14 protein-coding genes are annotated in these 16837 nt (G+C 56.1%); 4 read left to right on the top strand and 10 right to left on the bottom strand.

The window, feature by feature from the left end; all coding sequences use genetic code 11:
- Positions 1-100 precede the first annotated feature (100 nt).
- Genes NP603_RS10805 through NP603_RS10765 form a run of 9 tightly spaced genes read right to left on the bottom strand, consistent with a single transcriptional unit; the run spans position 101 to position 9677 of the window.
- Positions 101-1459 carry a flagellar hook-length control protein FliK gene (locus tag NP603_RS10805; protein ID WP_256610894.1) on the bottom strand — a complete coding sequence of 453 codons (1359 nt, stop codon included), beginning with the start codon at positions 1457-1459 and terminating at the stop codon, positions 101-103.
- Positions 1460-1486: 27 nt separating this feature from the next.
- Positions 1487-1939, bottom strand: a complete 453-nt coding sequence (gene fliJ, locus NP603_RS10800) for a flagellar export protein FliJ (RefSeq protein ID WP_256610893.1) — start codon at positions 1937-1939, stop codon at positions 1487-1489.
- A complete protein-coding gene (gene fliI / locus NP603_RS10795) occupies positions 1939-3285 on the bottom strand; it encodes a flagellar protein export ATPase FliI (protein ID WP_256610892.1) in 1347 nt (448 codons plus the stop codon). Before fliI ends, fliJ begins: the two co-directional genes overlap by 1 nt.
- Entirely contained in the window at positions 3282-3989 is a 708-nt protein-coding gene (locus tag NP603_RS10790) for a flagellar assembly protein FliH (RefSeq protein WP_256610891.1), read from the bottom strand. The genes fliI and NP603_RS10790 overlap by 4 nt, the downstream gene beginning before the upstream one ends.
- Positions 3976-4983 (bottom strand): flagellar motor switch protein FliG, encoded by a 1008-nt coding sequence (gene fliG, locus NP603_RS10785; RefSeq protein ID WP_256610890.1) that lies wholly within the window; start codon positions 4981-4983, stop codon positions 3976-3978. The genes NP603_RS10790 and fliG overlap by 14 nt, the downstream gene beginning before the upstream one ends.
- Positions 4976-6718 carry a flagellar basal-body MS-ring/collar protein FliF gene (gene fliF / locus NP603_RS10780; protein ID WP_256610889.1) on the bottom strand — a complete coding sequence of 581 codons (1743 nt, stop codon included), beginning with the start codon at positions 6716-6718 and terminating at the stop codon, positions 4976-4978. The genes fliG and fliF overlap by 8 nt, the downstream gene beginning before the upstream one ends.
- 18 nt (positions 6719-6736) lie before the next feature.
- On the bottom strand, positions 6737-7048 hold the full coding sequence (gene fliE, locus NP603_RS10775; RefSeq protein ID WP_256610888.1) for a flagellar hook-basal body complex protein FliE: 312 nt from the start codon (positions 7046-7048) through the stop codon (positions 6737-6739).
- 57 nt (positions 7049-7105) lie between these two features.
- Positions 7106-8488 carry a sigma-54-dependent transcriptional regulator gene (locus NP603_RS10770; protein ID WP_256610887.1) on the bottom strand — a complete coding sequence of 461 codons (1383 nt, stop codon included), beginning with the start codon at positions 8486-8488 and terminating at the stop codon, positions 7106-7108.
- On the bottom strand, positions 8475-9677 hold the full coding sequence (locus NP603_RS10765; protein WP_256610886.1) for a sensor histidine kinase: 1203 nt from the start codon (positions 9675-9677) through the stop codon (positions 8475-8477). The genes NP603_RS10770 and NP603_RS10765 overlap by 14 nt, the downstream gene beginning before the upstream one ends.
- A 258-nt stretch (positions 9678-9935) precedes the next feature.
- On the opposite strand from NP603_RS10765, the gene prsT reads away from it, so the two are divergent.
- Both prsT and xdp1 read left to right on the top strand, forming a co-directional pair.
- On the top strand, positions 9936-12749 hold the full coding sequence (gene prsT / locus NP603_RS10760; RefSeq protein ID WP_256610885.1) for an XrtA/PEP-CTERM system TPR-repeat protein PrsT: 2814 nt from the start codon (positions 9936-9938) through the stop codon (positions 12747-12749).
- Between the two features lie 220 nt (positions 12750-12969).
- Positions 12970-13716: an exosortase-dependent surface protein XDP1 gene (gene xdp1 / locus NP603_RS10755; RefSeq protein WP_256610884.1), complete on the top strand. Its 747-nt coding sequence runs from the start codon at positions 12970-12972 to the stop codon at positions 13714-13716.
- A gap of 82 nt (positions 13717-13798) precedes the next feature.
- Here the strand turns inward: xdp1 and argC are convergent, their stop codons facing one another.
- On the bottom strand, positions 13799-14830 hold the full coding sequence (gene argC, locus NP603_RS10750; protein WP_256610883.1) for an N-acetyl-gamma-glutamyl-phosphate reductase: 1032 nt from the start codon (positions 14828-14830) through the stop codon (positions 13799-13801).
- Between the two features lie 78 nt (positions 14831-14908).
- Here argC and NP603_RS10745 point away from each other — a divergent pair, with 78 nt between their 5' ends.
- A complete protein-coding gene (locus tag NP603_RS10745; RefSeq protein WP_256610882.1) occupies positions 14909-15886 on the top strand; it encodes an NAD(P)H-quinone oxidoreductase in 978 nt (325 codons plus the stop codon).
- Positions 15887-15888: 2 nt separating this feature from the next.
- On the top strand, positions 15889-16734 hold the full coding sequence (locus NP603_RS10740; protein ID WP_256610881.1) for a sulfurtransferase: 846 nt from the start codon (positions 15889-15891) through the stop codon (positions 16732-16734).
- Positions 16735-16837: the final 103 nt, after the last annotated feature.

Raw genomic sequence — 16837 nt, 5'->3', positions numbered from 1 at the left:
CAAGGATTCGGAGCCGGAAGACTCCAAAAAGCTGGGCATTATAGAAACCGGCGTTGTTTTTGCAAAGCAATTTTTATTACAGCGCCGGCCGGCCTGGGGACTAGGCGAACAGACTGAGCAAGCCGTTGCTGGCGATAGCACGGCCGGCTTCGATTTCGTCGAGGATATCGGTTGCAGAGGAATTGCTTGCCCCGGCATCGGTTAAATCAGGATTTTGATTTGCGCCGCGGCGTTGGTCTCCAGCCATTTGGTAGGATTCGCGCCCCTGCTTCTGGTCCGAGTGCTGCTGGGATACGTTAACATCCGCCAAGTCCAGTTTTTGTTCGCCCAACATTTCCCGCAGTTTTGGCAACGCCGCTTCGATGGCTTCTTTGACGCCGGCATGCTGAGTGGTGAACGACACGCTGGTTTGATCTTGGTTGACGTCGATTTTGATCGAAATCGGCCCCATATGCTCGGGGTTAAGCCGGATCTCGGCGGAAGGAATATCCTGTTTGTGCATCCAGAGCAGCTTTTCGCCCAGTTCGGCATTCCATTCCGGGTGATTCAAATGCCTGGATATGCTGGGCGCGGTATTGGCGGCGACGGAATCGACCGACTTCGACAATTGGGCGATATCGGCTGCCATCGCCGAAAACGCCTTGCCGTGATCGGCTGAAAACGCAGTATTTTTAGGCGCAACCACATCGGACTCGGTAGCCGATTGGTCACCGGCGTTACCCTGAGCATCCTGCCCGGCGGGATTTTCGCCGGAAAAGGCCTTCGCGAAACCAGCATTGGCAGCGGCAGCAGAAGCGGCCGGAGGCTCGCCTTTAGCCGGCAACGCCGTGGCATCCTGCCGGCTCTGCACGCCCGAGTCCGGCGCATTTTTCTTGACCACTGCCAAGGCTTGGCCCAGTGCATCGGCGTTTTTCAGCACATCGTCCGGCACCGATGGCTGAGTCGCCGGCATTTCCGCCGGACTAGCGGCATTCGGCAGCGGCGAGCCGATAATAGTGGCTGCCGCTTCATCACCTTTGGCTTCGGCCCTGCTTTCAGCATCTTCCGTCGATACGGCGGAATTGGCAGCTGCAAGTTGCGCCGCTGCCGGGGCGGCATCCAGGCTCTGCAAATACTGCAAGACATCGGCCAAGGCCGCCATCGTATCATCCAAATCGATATCTTGATCGAGCTTGGTTGCCGCAGGCACGTTATTGCCGAACAGGGCGGCAAATTCCTGCAGGTTGCGGCCGGTCAAATTTTCGGCATTCAACCCGCTCAATTGCTGCAAATTCGCCAAATTGCCGCCACTTCCCGCCGTATTAGCCGCCAAGCTCTGCTGTAGCTGCGCCAGTTGATCCAGGAATGCCGCGGAGAACAGACCGGCATTTGCGCCGTCGCCAAGCATGCCGGCGCCCAAACCGGCCGTCGCGTCTGATGCGGACAACATGGACAACGGATTAGAGCTTTGTATATTCATGACTATTCTCCTGACAGTTTTCTTGTGCTAAGCACTTCCCGTGCCATTTCCGTTTGCCATCCGCGCAGCCCGGTCGTCCTGCTCGGCCTGTTCGCGTTTTTGTTCGATTTTGATTTCTTCGGCCAGCGCCAACTCGCTGACTTTCCGCAAGCTTTTGGTCCGTTGCCGGGAATCTTCCCAGTGCTTGCGGGCTCGCTGCACCTCGCGTTCATATTGCAACACCAGCTGCCGTTGGCTATCGATCGCACTGTCCAGTTTTTCCGAGAAGGCTCTGAATTCGAGTAACTGGCTAACCGGTATTCCGCCTTGCTGACGCGCGGCGAAATTATTCAAGTACTCCACCCGGTAATTTAACAAGTTATCCAATTGCACCTGTTGCTCCTGCAGCCTTTGTTGAGCCAAACCCAACGCCGCCAACGCATCCTGCTCCTGGCGGGCTTGCAATTCGATGACCACATTCAAGCGTTGCGATTTTTTCATCAACTTGCCAATAGTTGCGCCAGCTCGCTGATGCTGCGGCTGAGATCGACCGATTCGTCCATGCTCTGTTGCAGAAAGTCCATGATCGCCGGGTTCTTCGCTACCGCGCGATCGATGCGTGGGTCGGAACCGGCGCGGTAGGCGCCGACACTGATTAAGTCCTTGTTCTGTTGGTAAATCGAATACAGCCGACGTAAATCTCGCGCCATCTGCATGTGTTCGGCCTCGACAATGTCGGGCATAACCCGGCTGATCGAGGCTTCGATATCGATAGCCGGATAATGGCCGGACTCCGCCAGGCTACGCGACAACACGACGTGACCATCGAGCACGCCACGCGCGGCGTCGGAAATCGGATCGTTGGTATCGTCGCCTTCGGCCAGCACGGTATAAAACGCCGTAATCGAACCGCCGCCTTCGTCGCCGTTACCGGCCCGTTCTACCAATTGCGGCAGTTTGGCGAATACCGAAGGCGGATAGCCTTTGGTGGCCGGCGGCTCGTTGATCGCCAAGGCAATCTCCCGATAAGCCTGGGCGTAGCGGGTCAAGGAATCCATCAATAGTAAGACGTCCAGGCCCTGGTCGCGAAAATACTCCGCAATACTGGTCGCCAACATCGCGCCGTGCATTCGCATCAGCGGCGAGTCGTCGGCTGGCGACGCCACCACCACGGCCCGGCGCAGCCCTTCTTCGCCCAGAATTTTCAACACGAATTCGTTTACCTCGCGACCGCGCTCGCCGATCAGGCCCACCACTACCACATCGGCATTGGTAAACTTGGTCATCATCCCCAACAGCACGCTTTTACCGACCCCGGTACCGGCAAACAGGCCCATGCGCTGACCGCGACCGACGCTGAGCACGGCGTTGATAGCTCTGACACCGACGTCCAAAGCCTCGCGGATCGGTTTTCGAGTCAATGGGTTGATCGGAGTGCCGGCCAAGGAGATTTTGGCATCGGTATCCAATGGACCTTTGTTATCCAACGGATTGCCGGAACCGTCCAGCACCCTGCCCAGCAGGCCGAACCCGACCCGGGCCAGACTATTTTTTCCCATCGGAATCACTCGGCAGCCGGGTTCGAGGCCATGGGTGTCGCCGGTCGGCATCAAGTAGAGGTGGGCGCCGCTGAAACCGACCACTTCGGCGGTCATGGTTTTGCCGGACTTAGTGATGACTTGGCATAACGAGCCGATCGCGGCCCGACAACCCTCGGCCTCCAGAGTCAAACCGACCATGCGCGACAATTTGCCCTCGACTACCATTTCCAGCGGCTCGTGCAACCGCTGCCGGTAAGGCCGTAAGCGGGCCAACCATAGTTCGGAGCGATCCGCATTCGGGATCATTTTTCGGCGTCCTCGCGCCGGTCTCCGCCAAGTAAATTGGCGATGACAGCCGCCAGCCTGCTTTCGACACTCGCATCCACGCGGGAAACTTCGGTTTCGACGATGCAACCGCCCCGGCTCAGCAGCGGATCTTCCTGCAATCGCCAGGGCGGCATACTCTCGTCGAGTTTCAGTGCGCTACGGACCAGAGCCGCATCCTCGGGGTGCAAATTCACGGTGACTTTCTGCGCCGCCAACGGCAACACTTTGATGGCTTCTCTAACAACCGCGACGATTTCGCCGGGTTCCGACTTTAACTCGCGGCGAATCAACTGACTGGCGATCGCAATCGCCAATTTCACCAGCTCCTGCTCGACCGCGTCGTCGAGTTTTTTGAACGGCTCGCTTAAAGCATCCAACATTCCGGCCAATTCGGCAGCCTGTTTTTGCAATAGATGCAGACTTTCCTCGTAACCTTGTTTGCGGCCGACTTCCAGGCCTTCCGCCCTGCCCTCGGCAAAACCTTGCTGCCGCCCCTGCTCGAAGGCTTCTTCGTAGGCCTGCTTTTGAATTTCTTCGATCTGTTCGACCGTCAAAACTTCGGTCGCCTGCTCCAATTCCACCGGCTCCGAATGCGGCGGGGCCTTGAAATCCTGCAGCCCGGTCCAGGGATTCAAGGCCTGCAATTCGTCTGCGGAAAATTTGGTGGGTTTAGACGAACTCATCGCCGCCGCCACCGCCCAAGCTCAATTCGCCGGCATCCGCCAAGCGTTTGGCGATCGCCAGAATGTCTTTCTGCGCAGCTTCGACTTCACTGAGCCTTGCCGGCGGAGCTGCTTCCAGATCGTCGCGCAGCATTTCCGCGGCCCGGCGCGACATATTGGCGAACACTTTGTCGCGCAACGCGGCGTCGACACCGCGCAAAGCCAGCAACAATTGATCGGTGGAGACCTCGCGCAACAAGGTCTGAATACCGCGGTCGTCGACATTGATCAGATCGCCGAATACGAACATCTTGTCCTGGATACGTTGGCCCAGGTCGGCGTTGATTTCGTTGATATCCTGCATCATCGGATCGCTGATACCGCTTTCGATGAAGTTGAGGATGTTGGCCGCAGCGTCGATGCCGCCGATTTGCGAGGACTTGACGCCTTCGCTGCCGGTCAATTGTTTTTCCATGATGTCGTCCAACTCGCGCAATGCCGCCGGTTGCACGCCCTCCAGCGTAGCAATCCGCATCAAGATATCGGAGCGCATATTTTCCGGCAGCAGCGTCAGTACGTCGGCGGCCTGGTCGGCATCCAGCAGGGACAGAATGATGGAAATGATCTGCGGATGCTCCAGCCGGATCAAATCGGCAATGGCGCGGGTGTCCATCCATTTCAACTGCTCGATACCCTTACTGTTGGCGCCGAGCAGGATGCGGTCGATGATGCTGCCGGCCTTGTCCGCGCCCAGGGCGTTGGTCAACATGTTGCGGATGTATTCGTCGGAATCCAGGCCCAGGCCGGTTTCGTTCTTGATTTCGATTATGAACTCTTCCAACACCTGGTCGATCATGCCCGACGTAATCGAGCCGAGCTGCGCCATGGTCGAGCCGACCAGTTGCACTTCCTTGGGCCCCATGTGCCGCAATACCGACGCCGCCCTATCCTGACCCACCGCCAGCAGCAGCAGAGAGGCGCGTTGCGCTTTATTAAATTTGTCGTCCTCAGCCATCGTCTTTCAACCAAGATTTGATGACCTGCGCGACCAATTTCGGATCTTCGTCGATCATTTTTTGTACATATTCCAGACGTTTCTCGTAGCTTTGCGGCGCTTCCAGTAACAACAGGTCTTCCATCGCGCTCGGCAAGGCATGGATTTCGCCGGTTTCCTGGTCGACCTCGACCGGCACCGCAACCGGCCGGCCCTCTTCGTCGAAACGCACCACGCCGCCGGTGGCTTCGGCAATCGCCCGCGCTTCTTCCAGCGCCTGCAATTGCTCTTCCTTGCTGATCAAACTTTTCAGAGCCGGCCGTAGTACGCCCATGATCAGCAGCAACACCACCAGCACCGCACCCAATTGTTTCATCGCGCTGGCAAACCAGGGTTGATCCCAAATCGGCTCGGAAGGCAGATCTTCCAACGCATCCGGCAGTTTGAACGCCACATTGGTTACCGTGACTTGGTCGCCGCGGCTGTTATCGTACCCCACCGCCTGCTTGACCAGCTCCCGGAGTTGGTTCAAATCTTCCTGAGAATACGGTTGTTGCGCGACCTTGCCGTCGGCTTGCACCACTTTTTTGTCGTCGACCACGACCGCGATCGACAACCGGCGCAACGCACCGGTCGCCAAACGAGTATGGGTGATGGTTTTATCCAGCTCGTAATTGCGCGTGGCCGACTTGCTGGCCGCTCCGCTCTCGCCGGCTGCCGATTTTTCCTGGCCGCTGGCCACTTCCGGCGCCACACCGGTCGGCGGCGGCTGGTTGGACAACGCACCGGGCACGCCTTGAACTTTAGACGAAGAATTGGTTTCTTCCTGAGTTTGTTCGCTACGCAACGCCGGCAGATCCGGGTTGAACATCTCCTGGGTTTTTTCGGTGACGGTAAAATCCACGTCCGCCGAAATTTGCGCCCGCATACCGTCGCCGCCGACCAGTGGCGTCAAGATGTTCTCGATGCGCTCGCGCAGGTGTTCTTCGATATTTTTCTTGTACTCGAATTGTTTGCTGGACAGAGAAATGTCTTCGCCGGCTTCTTTGCTGTTCAGCAGGCGGCCTTTTTGGTCGACCACGGTGACTTGACTGGCTTCCATCAGCGGCACGCTGGACGCGACCAAATGGATGATCGATTCGATTTGCTCTTTTTCCAGCGTGCGCCCCTGGTAAAGTTCGACTACCACCGATGCGCTGGGTTTTTTCCGTTCGCGAACGAACACCGATTGCACCGGGATCGCCAGCAGGACTTTGGCGGCCTTGACGTTTTGAATGGTTTGAATGGTTAGTGCGATTTCGCCTTCCAAGGCGCGCTGAAAGCGCATTTGTTCGACACTCTTGCTGGTGCCGAATCCGTTTTCCTTATCCAGCAACTCGTAGCCCAGACTGGCGCTGCGCGGCAGGCCTTGCGCGGCGAGCTTCAGTTTCAATTCCCTGACCTTATCGGCCGGCACCATGATCGCGCCGGAACCGGTCTCGACTTTGTAGTCCACGCCCAATTTGGTCAGACTATCGAGAATCTCGGCAGAATCCTTTTCGGCCACACTGGCGAACAACAAATCGTAAGCCGGTGCCTGCGACCACAGCACGACAGCGACGCCGATGGCCACGCTCAGCGCCAATCCCAGCATCAGACCGACCTGGCGCGACACCGGCAACTTGCTCAGGCTGGTCAGCGCCTGTTGCATTTTACCGGTCTCGGCCGTCGCTTGCGGCCGCGAATCCATCGGTAGGTTTCTGTCCAACTCGCTCATGGCCGGCTTCCGTTACGCTTAAATAGACATGCCCATCACATCTTTGTACGCATCGACCAGCTTGTTACGCACTTGCAACATGGCTTGAAACGAGACGCTGGCTTTTTGCGACGCAATCATGACCTCGGCCAAGCTGACGTCGCTCTGGCCCATTTCGAAAGACTTTGCCAAATTGTTGGCGGTCTGCTGCGTTTGGTTGACCGAATCGATGGACTGTTTCAGCATCGCGGCGAAATCGCCGCCGGTATCGGCCGGCTGCGCTTTGCCGCCGGCTTCGATGGACATGGCCCGCATCTGGGCCAGGACTTGGTTGACATTGATATCTGACATGATATTGACTCGTTGATATTGCCTGCCGGTGAGCAAGCATTTTCCAGGCCAATACTCCTAACCAGGCACGGCCACCCCCGCTTCCTTCATCCGCGCAATTTTATAGCGCAAGGTACGGGGACTGATACCGAGCTTGGCCGCCGTGGCTTTACGGCTGCCGCTGGCGTCGCGGAGCATCTGCAAAATAATTTTTTCTTCGGCGGAGCGCACGCCCTCGCCCAAACTGCCGGCTTCGTTGATGTCGATCGATGTATCGTATGGCCAGGATTCTACGGCAATTGTTTGCCCGGCGGCAGACTGGACCGGCAAAATCGCGGCCTCGTCGTCCAAAATCAGCTCGTCGGCACCGATGACGCCGTTGTTTTGCAGGATCAAGGCGCGCTGCACCACGTTTTCCAGCTCACGCACGTTGCCCGGCCAAGCGTAACAGCGCAATTTGTCCAACGCCGCGTCGTCGAAGCGGCATAGCGGCCGCCCGGGCGCAGTATGTTTTTGCAGCAGTTGCTGGGCCATCGGCACGATATCGGCCGGGCGCTCGCGCAAAGCCGGTATCCTCAACGGAAATACGCTGAGACGGAAATACAGGTCTTCGCGAAACCGGCCCTCCCGGACATACTCTTTCAACTTACGGTTGGTGGTCGCCAAAATTCTGACGTTCAAAGCGATCTTGCGTTGGCTGCCCAAGCGCTCGACCTCCTTTTCCTGCAATACCCGCAACAATTTGGCCTGCAGCGAAATATCCATTTCCGATATTTCGTCCAACAGCAACGTGCCGCCCTGGGCCGACTCGAATTTACCCGGCGCGGATTGAATGGCCCCGGTGAATGCGCCCTTCTCATAGCCGAACAACATGGCTTCCAGCATATTCTCCGGAATGGCCGCGCAGTTGATCGCCTCGAACGGTCCGGCGTGGTAATGCGAGTTCTTATGGATGTAGCGCGCCAAAATTTCCTTACCGACCCCGCTTTCGCCTTCCAGCAGCATCGTCACGTTGGTTTTTGCCACCTTGCCGGCCAGCGCGTACAGCTTTTTCATCGCATCGTCGGCGACCACGCGCTCTACGGCAGTCTGCGGCAAAGGTGCGATCAACGCCGCCACCTTGTCGACCAAAGCCGTCGCTTCGAACGGCTTGATCAAATAATCGGCCGCGCCGGCCTGCATCGCTTCGACCGCCTTGGGGATCGTGCCGTAAGCGGTCATCAACAACACCGGGGTATCGGCGAATTTTTGCTGCATGTTGCGCAACAACCGAAAGCCGTCCATCACCGGCATTTGCACGTCGCTGACCACCAGGCGTACCGCATGCTTTGCCAATTGGCTCAGCGCTTCGGTACCGTTTTTGGCGGCGGCTACCCGGTAGCCTTCGAGTTCCAAGGTGTCGCATAAGGCTTCGCACAGCGCCGCGTCGTCCTCAACGATCAATACATCATACTGCTTCATGGCTGTTCTCCGTAGCTGCGGCGCCAGCCGACAGGCTCAACGCGTTTTGGTTGCTGCAGGGCAGCGTCAAGGTAAAGCAGGCTCCGGCTCCCGGCGCGGAGCGGCAACTGACCGTTCCGCCGTGGGCGCGGGCAACGCTATCGACTACCGCCAAACCCAGGCCGGTACCATTGGATTTGGTAGTAAAAAAGGGCTCGAATAATTTGGCGCACTGTTCGGCAGCAATCCCGGGGCCGTCATCGGCGACGCTGATGTCGATGCCGCCAACGCCGGCCCCCGCCCGCACCCTGATTTTTTTGGCTCCGGCTTCCGCCGCATTGTTGATCAAGTTCAGTAGCGCGCCGCGCAAGGCGTCCTGATTGCCCAGCAACAACCTATCCCCGACCGAGTTATCGATATCCAATTCGCCGGCAAACCCATCCTTTGCTTCGCGCAAATGTGACATCAGCTTGTCCAATGAAAAACCATGCATCGCCATCCGCCCCTGTTTGGCGAAGATCAGCATGTCATTGACCTGCCGCTCCAGGTAATGCAGGCGCTCCAGAATTTTTGCGGAAAACTGCCGGCGCTTTTCGTCGGCGATACCGGACCGGTTCATTTGCGAGGCGTACAGAATGGCGGTCGCCAACGGCGTGCGGACCTGGTGCGCCAGGCCTGCCACCATTTCGCCCATCGCGCTGAGCTGCTTCTGTTGCACCAGCGTCTCCTGCAGAGATCGGATTTCGCTGACATCGGACAGCAGAATGACTTGCTCGGCGTGGTTGCCCAGTACATTGTGGGTAATATTGACTTTACGGCCGTCGCGCAATTGCCGTTCGTGCGGCGATTCGAATACCGGCTGCAAACTTCTGCTTACCACTTCGGACCAGAGTTGGCCGAGCAATGGTTCGCCGAGAAAATCGAGCGCGTGGTTGTTGCAATCGACCACCACGCCATGCGCATTCAATATCACCACCGCGGCCGGCAACGCCGCCAAAATTTGCTGCAAGCGACTGGCCAGCTTTTCTTTCTCAACCAAAGTCCGCAGACGTTCGTCGCGGGCGGCGGCCAACTCACGGTTCAACTTGGCGATTTGCTCTTCCAGGCCTTGGTAAGAATGGGTCAGATTCGCGGAAAGCTCGTTGAACAAGCGAAAGGCGTCGGTCAAACGCTCGGCTTTTTGCTGTTGCTGAAACGATAAAGTGTTCATTGATAATTCACCAAATGACTTTATCCGCCGAAAGCAAAAAGCAGACCAGATAAACAATACCTTTTAAAACAATGCATTAAAAACGAGAGCCAAGAATTTGACGGGGGCCATTTCAATAGAACTCAAACCCAATATGGACTATTCCTCGAAATGCATCTGACCACTACTAGCCGAACAACGGCGGATGTCACGCGACTGGAGACAATTCCGCTTTGCGGCTATCCTATGCCGACTTCTTGCACGAAAACGGTTCCCCCAATGCGCATATCCAAATTACCCCGGCGTATCACACTCGGCACCTGGTTAATGGTTGCCGGTCTTGCACCCGAACACAGCGCTTTCGCGGATGACGTGCTGGCCGGACAATATTACGAGCGGGCGTTGCAGGCCTATCGGGAACAGAACAACGACGAAGCCATCATCGAGTTGAAAAACGCGTTGCAGCAGAACGAACGTTACGTCGCCGCGCACGTGTTACTCGGCGACATCTACTTGCAGAAAAAATCGCTTTCCGAAGCGGAAGTACAACTGAATCTGGCCAAGCAAATGGGCGTCGACCCTTCGCTGATCGTAGAAAATCAGGCCAAACTTTACACTTATGAAATCCGCTACAACGACTTGCTCAAAGAAATCGATCCGGTCAGGTTTAGCAATGAGTTGCGGCCAAGTTTGCATGTCTACCGCGGAAACGCTTATCTTCAGCTCAACCAAATCAGCGAAGCCTTGAACGAATTCGACAGTGCGGCGCAAATCGATCCCAGCCACGTCGCCGCAGTCGTAGGCCGCGCCAACGCGTTGTTGAAGCGCGGAGACCTGAAAGGCGCCGAGCTAGCCGCGGATAGAGCCATGCAGATCCAGCCGGACGACCACGGCGCCTGGTTCGCCAAAGGCTCTATCAAACACGCCAGCATGGAGCTGGAGGAAGCACTCAAATTTTACGACAAGGCGATCGGGCTGAATCCGGACCATGTCGACACCCGTTTGGCGCGCGCCGGCTTGTTGATGGATTTAAAACAGGACGATAAAGCCAAGCAGGATTTGGAATATGTGCGAAAGGCCTACCCGTTCGAACCCAAGGCTGCCTACTTGCATTCAGTTTTGCTGGAACGCAACGGCGAAAAAGAAGCGGCAGCCAAAGAACTGGTGATCGCTGCCGATACCATTTCCTCGATCAAACCGGAATATTTGTCGGCGCACAGCTCGACCTTGATGCTGTCCGGCCTGGTGAACTTTAGCCTGCAGCGTTACGACCTAGCCGCCGAATATCTTCGGCTTTACACGAAGCAATTTCCGGAACAATCCGGCCCTTATAAATTGCTGGCGACCATTCTGCTGAAAAAAAACGAACCGGAACAAGCGATCGATTTGCTTCGCCCTATCCAAATGCGCAACCCGCAAGACCAACGTCTGGCCTACTTATTGGGAAATGCATTTATGCAGGCCGGCAAACACGACATGGCAAACATAATGTTCGGCAAGGCGGCTGCCTTGAGCGGGGGAGACGACACCATACAAACCGAAATAGGCCTTAACAGACTGGCCATGGGACAGGAGCAAGCTGCAACGCAAGACTTGGAAACAGCATACAAAAAGAACCCCGACTCGTTACAAGCCGGTATTCCGCTGGTAGCGTTGAAGATGAGCCAAGGCGACTCGGAAAGCGCGTTACAAATCGCCCAGGCGCTGCACAAGAAAGCGTCGAAAAATTTAACACTTCTTAATTTGCTGGGCGCGGCCCAGGTCAGCAACGGCCAATACAAACAAGCCCGGCAAAGCTTCGAAAAGGCGATCGAATCGGACCCGAATTTTCTCGCCGCGCAAATCAACTTAAGCAAACTCGATGTTGGCGAGCGTAAATTCGACCAAGCTCGACAACGTCTACAAGCCTTACATCAAAAAGAGCCGGCCAATCTGGACATTTTGGTGGAACTGGCCAAAGTGGAGCAAAGCGCCGGGCGCCTCGACGCTGCCAACGATTTGCTGGAGCGGGCGAAAAAACTCGACTCGAAATCGTTACTCGTGCTGCTGGCCTCGGTTGATTTGAATTTACAGATGGGCCGGACGACTGAAGCCAGTGCCGCCGCGCAAGCGGCTGAAGCCGTCGACAAGAACAACCTGCAGGTGGTCGATGCCTTGGCGCGCAGCTACTTGGCCAATAATAACCGCGAAAAAGCCTTGGGCGTGTTCGTCCGGATGGCAGACCTGGCCCGCTTCAACGTCAAACAGCTCTATAAAGCGGCCCGTTACCAAATCGACGCCGGCGACTATTACGAAGCCATCAAAACCTTGAAGAAAGCCGTATTGGTCGACGAAGGCCATATTCCTTCGCAAATTGCGCTGGTCGAAATGGAACTCAACCACGGGAAGCCGGTATTTGCCGCCAGTCGCGCCGAGAGCCTGCTGAAACGCTATCCAAAACGGGCTTTTCCGCACCAATTACTGGGAGACATTGCGCTGCATGACCAAAACTTCAGTTTGGCCAACAGCCACTACCAGGCGGCTTTCGAACTGGAGCCGGATACTACGTCGCTGATGCAGCTTTTCGATAGCCTGCATAAAACCAACCAATCGGATAAGGCATTCGCTTTGCTTGAACAATGGGTGAAAAAACACCCCAAAGACTACGCCCCGATGGCGGCGTTCGCGAACGAGTTATTGCAAATCGGCAACTTCAAAGAGGCTGAAAAATATTACGACCTATTGCTCAAGCAATTCCCTAACGAACCGCAATTCTTGAATAATCTCGCTTACGTCTATTTGAATCTCGGCAACAATAAAGCGCTATCACTGGCCGAACAAGCCCATAAATTGGCTCCCGACCAGGCGGCAACCAACGATACGCTGGGCTGGATTCTGGTTAACTCCGGCCAAATTGAACAAGGCCTGCACTACTTGCGTAACGCCCATTCGCTGCAGTCGCAGGACCCGGAAATTCGCTACCATATCGCGGTAGCGTTGACCAAGCTGCAACGTAACGACGAAGCCAGGCAAGAACTCGAACAAGCGTTGAAAACCAATCGGGCATTCAACGGCATGGAACAAGCCAAGGCGCTATTGGAAAAGCTGCGCTAAAAAAGAATACACAATACCTGTCGTATTTTTTTACAGCACTGTAGCCAATCGACAAAACAGGACAGATAATCGTCTGTTTTTAAAAGCAAAATAATCATGGCCTAATAAATGCTTGTAATCTCCTGATTAAGAGCATTTTGTCGTTTGTCCGATAGTACAATAGTTATTTTCAGACCGGCAAAGACAATGACGGAAAATGAATTAAAAATGCGAGGACTCTATGACCCGGAAATATTTGGCTATTACTGCGCTGTTGCTGGCGCCGCTCGCGGCTAGTGCCACGACTTGGAGCTTTAACGGTACCGGCACTACCGTACCCAGCGGCATCAAAAGCATTCAAGCCTTCTCGATTAATTCAGGCAATACCACATTCTCCACCGCAACATCATGGACTGCTTACAGCGGCGGGATCGGCGTCAAGGGCTTCTCTTCTGAAAGCACAGCAGAACCTCAACACGCAACGGATAATAATGGCAACCTTGAGGCCATTCTGTTCCGATTCGATGAAAGTACTATTTTGGACAAGTTGTCAATAGGCTGGCCATCAACCATCGCCTACGACTCTGATATCTCGGTCTTGAGGTATATCGGTACAGTGGATTCGACAGGAGCCTTGCCTTCTACCAGCAACATCAGCGGCGAATCGATCTCCCAACTTCTCTCTCGTGGATGGGAATTCGTGGGCAGTTACAATACCGTCAAAGGCACAGAAGAAGACATCAACCCAGACCATTTGTCTTCGAGTTATTGGTTAATTAGCGCATACAGCAGTAGCTGGGGTTCAGGTAAAGGTGAAACCACTCAGGTTGACAACGGCAACGACTACTTTAAGTTGCTGTCTCTCACCAGTGGCGCTCCTGGCACAACGCCTGGCACCAGTGTTCCAGAACCGACCAGCCTTTTGCTGCTAGCTGGCGGCATGTTAGGCTGGAGATTGAATCGCAAAAATCAGGCTTTAGCTGCTTAATTCAGAAAACTAAGGGTCGATTGAAACCGCCTGCAGGTTTAAAAACCGGCAGGCGTTTTTTTTGCTCGAACTTATCTAAAGCTCAAGGATAAAGCGCAACCGTTTCAAGGCCTGCCGCCTCAGCCAAACCGAACATCAAATTCATGTTCTGCACGGCCTGCCCCGAAGCGCCCTTCACCAGATTGTCGATCACCGATAAAACTACCACTGTATCGCCGCCCTGCGGTTGATGTACTGCAATCTGGCATCGGTTGCTGCCGCGGACGTTGCGGGTGTCGGCATGACTACCGGCGGGTAACACGTCGACGAAGCGTTCTTCCCGATAACGTTCTTCGAATAGCGCCTGTAAATCGGCAGCGCGACCATGCAAACGCGCATAAAGCGTGGCGTGAATCCCGCGGATCATCGGCGTCAAATGCGGTACGAAGGTCAATCCCACCGCGTTGCCCGCGACACGCGCCAATCCTTGCCTAATTTCCGGCAAATGGCGATGGCCGGCAACCGCGTAGGCTTTGAAACTTTCGCCGGCTTCGCTCATTAACGACGATATTTCCGCCTTACGCCCGGCACCGCTGACGCCGGATTTGACATCCGCTACCAACCCGTTCGCATCCACAACACTGGCTTCCAGCAAAGGTAAAAAACCCAATTGCACGGCAGTCGGGTAACAGCCGGGACAGGCTATCAAGCGCGCCTGCTTGATCTGCTCCCGATTCACCTCCGGCAAACCATACACGGCCTCATCGATCAATTCCGGGCTGGCGTGTTGCATGCCGTACCATTTCTCCCATTCGGCCGGGTCTTTAATGCGGAAATCGGCGGACAGGTCAATGACTTTGATGCCATGCTCCAGCAACGCTTCCGCCATCAACATGGCCGTGCCGTTTGGCGTCGCGAAGAACACCACGTCGCAGTCCTGCAAATACTCCAGCTCCGGCGGACTGAATTGCAAATCGCAATACCCTCGCAAGCTGGGATACAACTTATCCACACGTGATCCGGCATCGGCGCGGGAGGTGACGACGCTGACATCAACCTGCGGATGCAACACCAAAATTCTCAATAACTCGACGCCGGTGTATCCCGTGCCGCCGACAATACCTGCTCGTATCATGGATTCTCTCGTGGAAACTATACTTCTGCTAAATTGGGCCGCATATAATACGACACTCGTCCAGCAAACCTTAACATCATGCTCGCCGTTCAGATTCAAAGTAACGCCGATACCAAACAACTCGTCGTCAAGGACTGTCCGCAACCGTCCCATCGCGACAATCAAATTCTGATCCATGTCAAAGCCGCTGGCATCAACCGGCCGGACATCGTGCAGCGTCAGGGGCTATATCCGCCGCCGCCGGACGCTTCGCCCATCCTCGGCCTGGAAGTCGCCGGCACCGTCCTCGAAATCGGCAGCGCGGTAACGGAGTTTAGTGTCGGCGATCCGGTCTGCGCTCTGGTCACCGGCGGCGGTTATGCCGAATATTGCCTGGCCAGTGCCTGCTGCTGCCTGCCGATACCGCGCGGATTCAGCTTCATCGAGGCCGCCGCACTGCCGGAGACTTTCTTCACGGTTTGGAGCAACGTTTTCGACCGGGCCGGATTGCAAGCCGGCGAATCCCTGTTGGTGCATGGCGGCACCAGCGGCATCGGTACCACGGCAATCCAGTTGGCAAAAGCCTTCGGTAGCCGCGTCGTCACGACGGCCGGCAGCGACGAAAAATGCCGGCGCTGCCTGCAATTGGCCGCCGACCTTGCCGTGAATTACCGGCAACAGGATTTCGTCGAAGCCGTGCTGGACTTCACCGGCGGCAAAGGCGTCGACGTGATTCTGGATATGGTGGGTGGCGATTATTTGCCGCGCAATTTAAAGAGCTTGGCGATTGACGGTCGCCTCATGCAAATCGGGATTCAGCATGGCGGCAAGGCTGAAATCAATATGGCCGCGCTGTTGATGAAACGCCTGACGCTGGCCGGTTCGACCTTGCGCTCCCGTAGCGACGAGTTCAAAGCCAACATTGCCCGGCAATTGCGCGATAAGGTCTGGCCATTGCTGGAATCCGGCCAAGTCAAACCCGTGATAGATTCAGTCTTTCCGCTAGCCGAGGCCGACCGCGCCCACCGGCTGATGGAAAGCAGCCAACACATCGGAAAAATCGTTTTGGAGCTATGAGCATGACTTACACCACGCTGGTTTCCGCCGCCACTTTGGCGGCCAATCTCGACAATCCGAATTGGCGGATATTCGATTGCCGTTTCTCGCTGGCCGATAGCGCCGCCGGCTTTGAATCCTACCGGTCGGGCCATATTCCCGGTGCAGTCTACGCCGACTTGAATCAAGACTTGTCGTCCCCGGTGCAACCGTACACCGGCCGCCACCCGCTACCGAACTTCGATTCGCTCGCCGAAAAACTGGGCAAATGGGGAGTTAACAACCGCAGCCAAGTCGTAGTCTACGACGATGCCGGCGGTGCGTTCGCCGGCCGCATGTGGTGGCTGCTACGCAGCATGGGCCATACTCAGGTCGCAGTGCTCGACGGCGGCTACGGCCAGTGGCGCAAACAGGGCCTGCCAACGACGACAGCGCTGCCGAAAATTGGCGCCAGCGCCTTCCGCGCCTATCTCGATAACCGACAATGGCTTAGCGCAAGCCAGGTTGAAACGGGCCTGGCGAGCCGCAGCATAATCTTGGTCGACGCCAGAACCCCGGAGCGCTTCCTCGGCAAGTCCGAACCGATCGACCCGGTGGCCGGCCACGTGCCGGGAGCGGTGAACCGGCCGTTGCAATCCAACCTGGATCGAAACGGCCTGTTTCTGGCCACTGACCAATTACGCCAACAATTTACCGATTTGACTTCGCCTTTTCCGGCAGAGCGAGTGGTGCATATGTGCGGCTCCGGCGTCACCGCCTGCCATAATTTGCTGGCGATGGAAATCGCCGGGCTCGGCGGATCGAAATTGTACGCCGGCTCCTGGAGCGAATGGATCCGTAACCGGAATCGGGGAGTTGCCAGCCGTTAAACAGTGGCTGGGCCAACGCTAACGCGTTGGTTCGTATTGAAAAATGCGCCGGCGTAGCTTCGCAGAAGCACAGCCGGCGACTTTCGGATCAGAGTCGTATCCG

This window comes from Methylomonas aurea, assembly GCF_024505045.1.
In the GTDB taxonomy this organism is placed as follows: Bacteria; Pseudomonadota; Gammaproteobacteria; order Methylococcales; family Methylomonadaceae; genus Methylomonas; species Methylomonas aurea.
The sequence above is the reverse complement of the archived record's forward strand: the minus strand, read 5'-3'. Positions and strand labels throughout refer to the sequence as shown.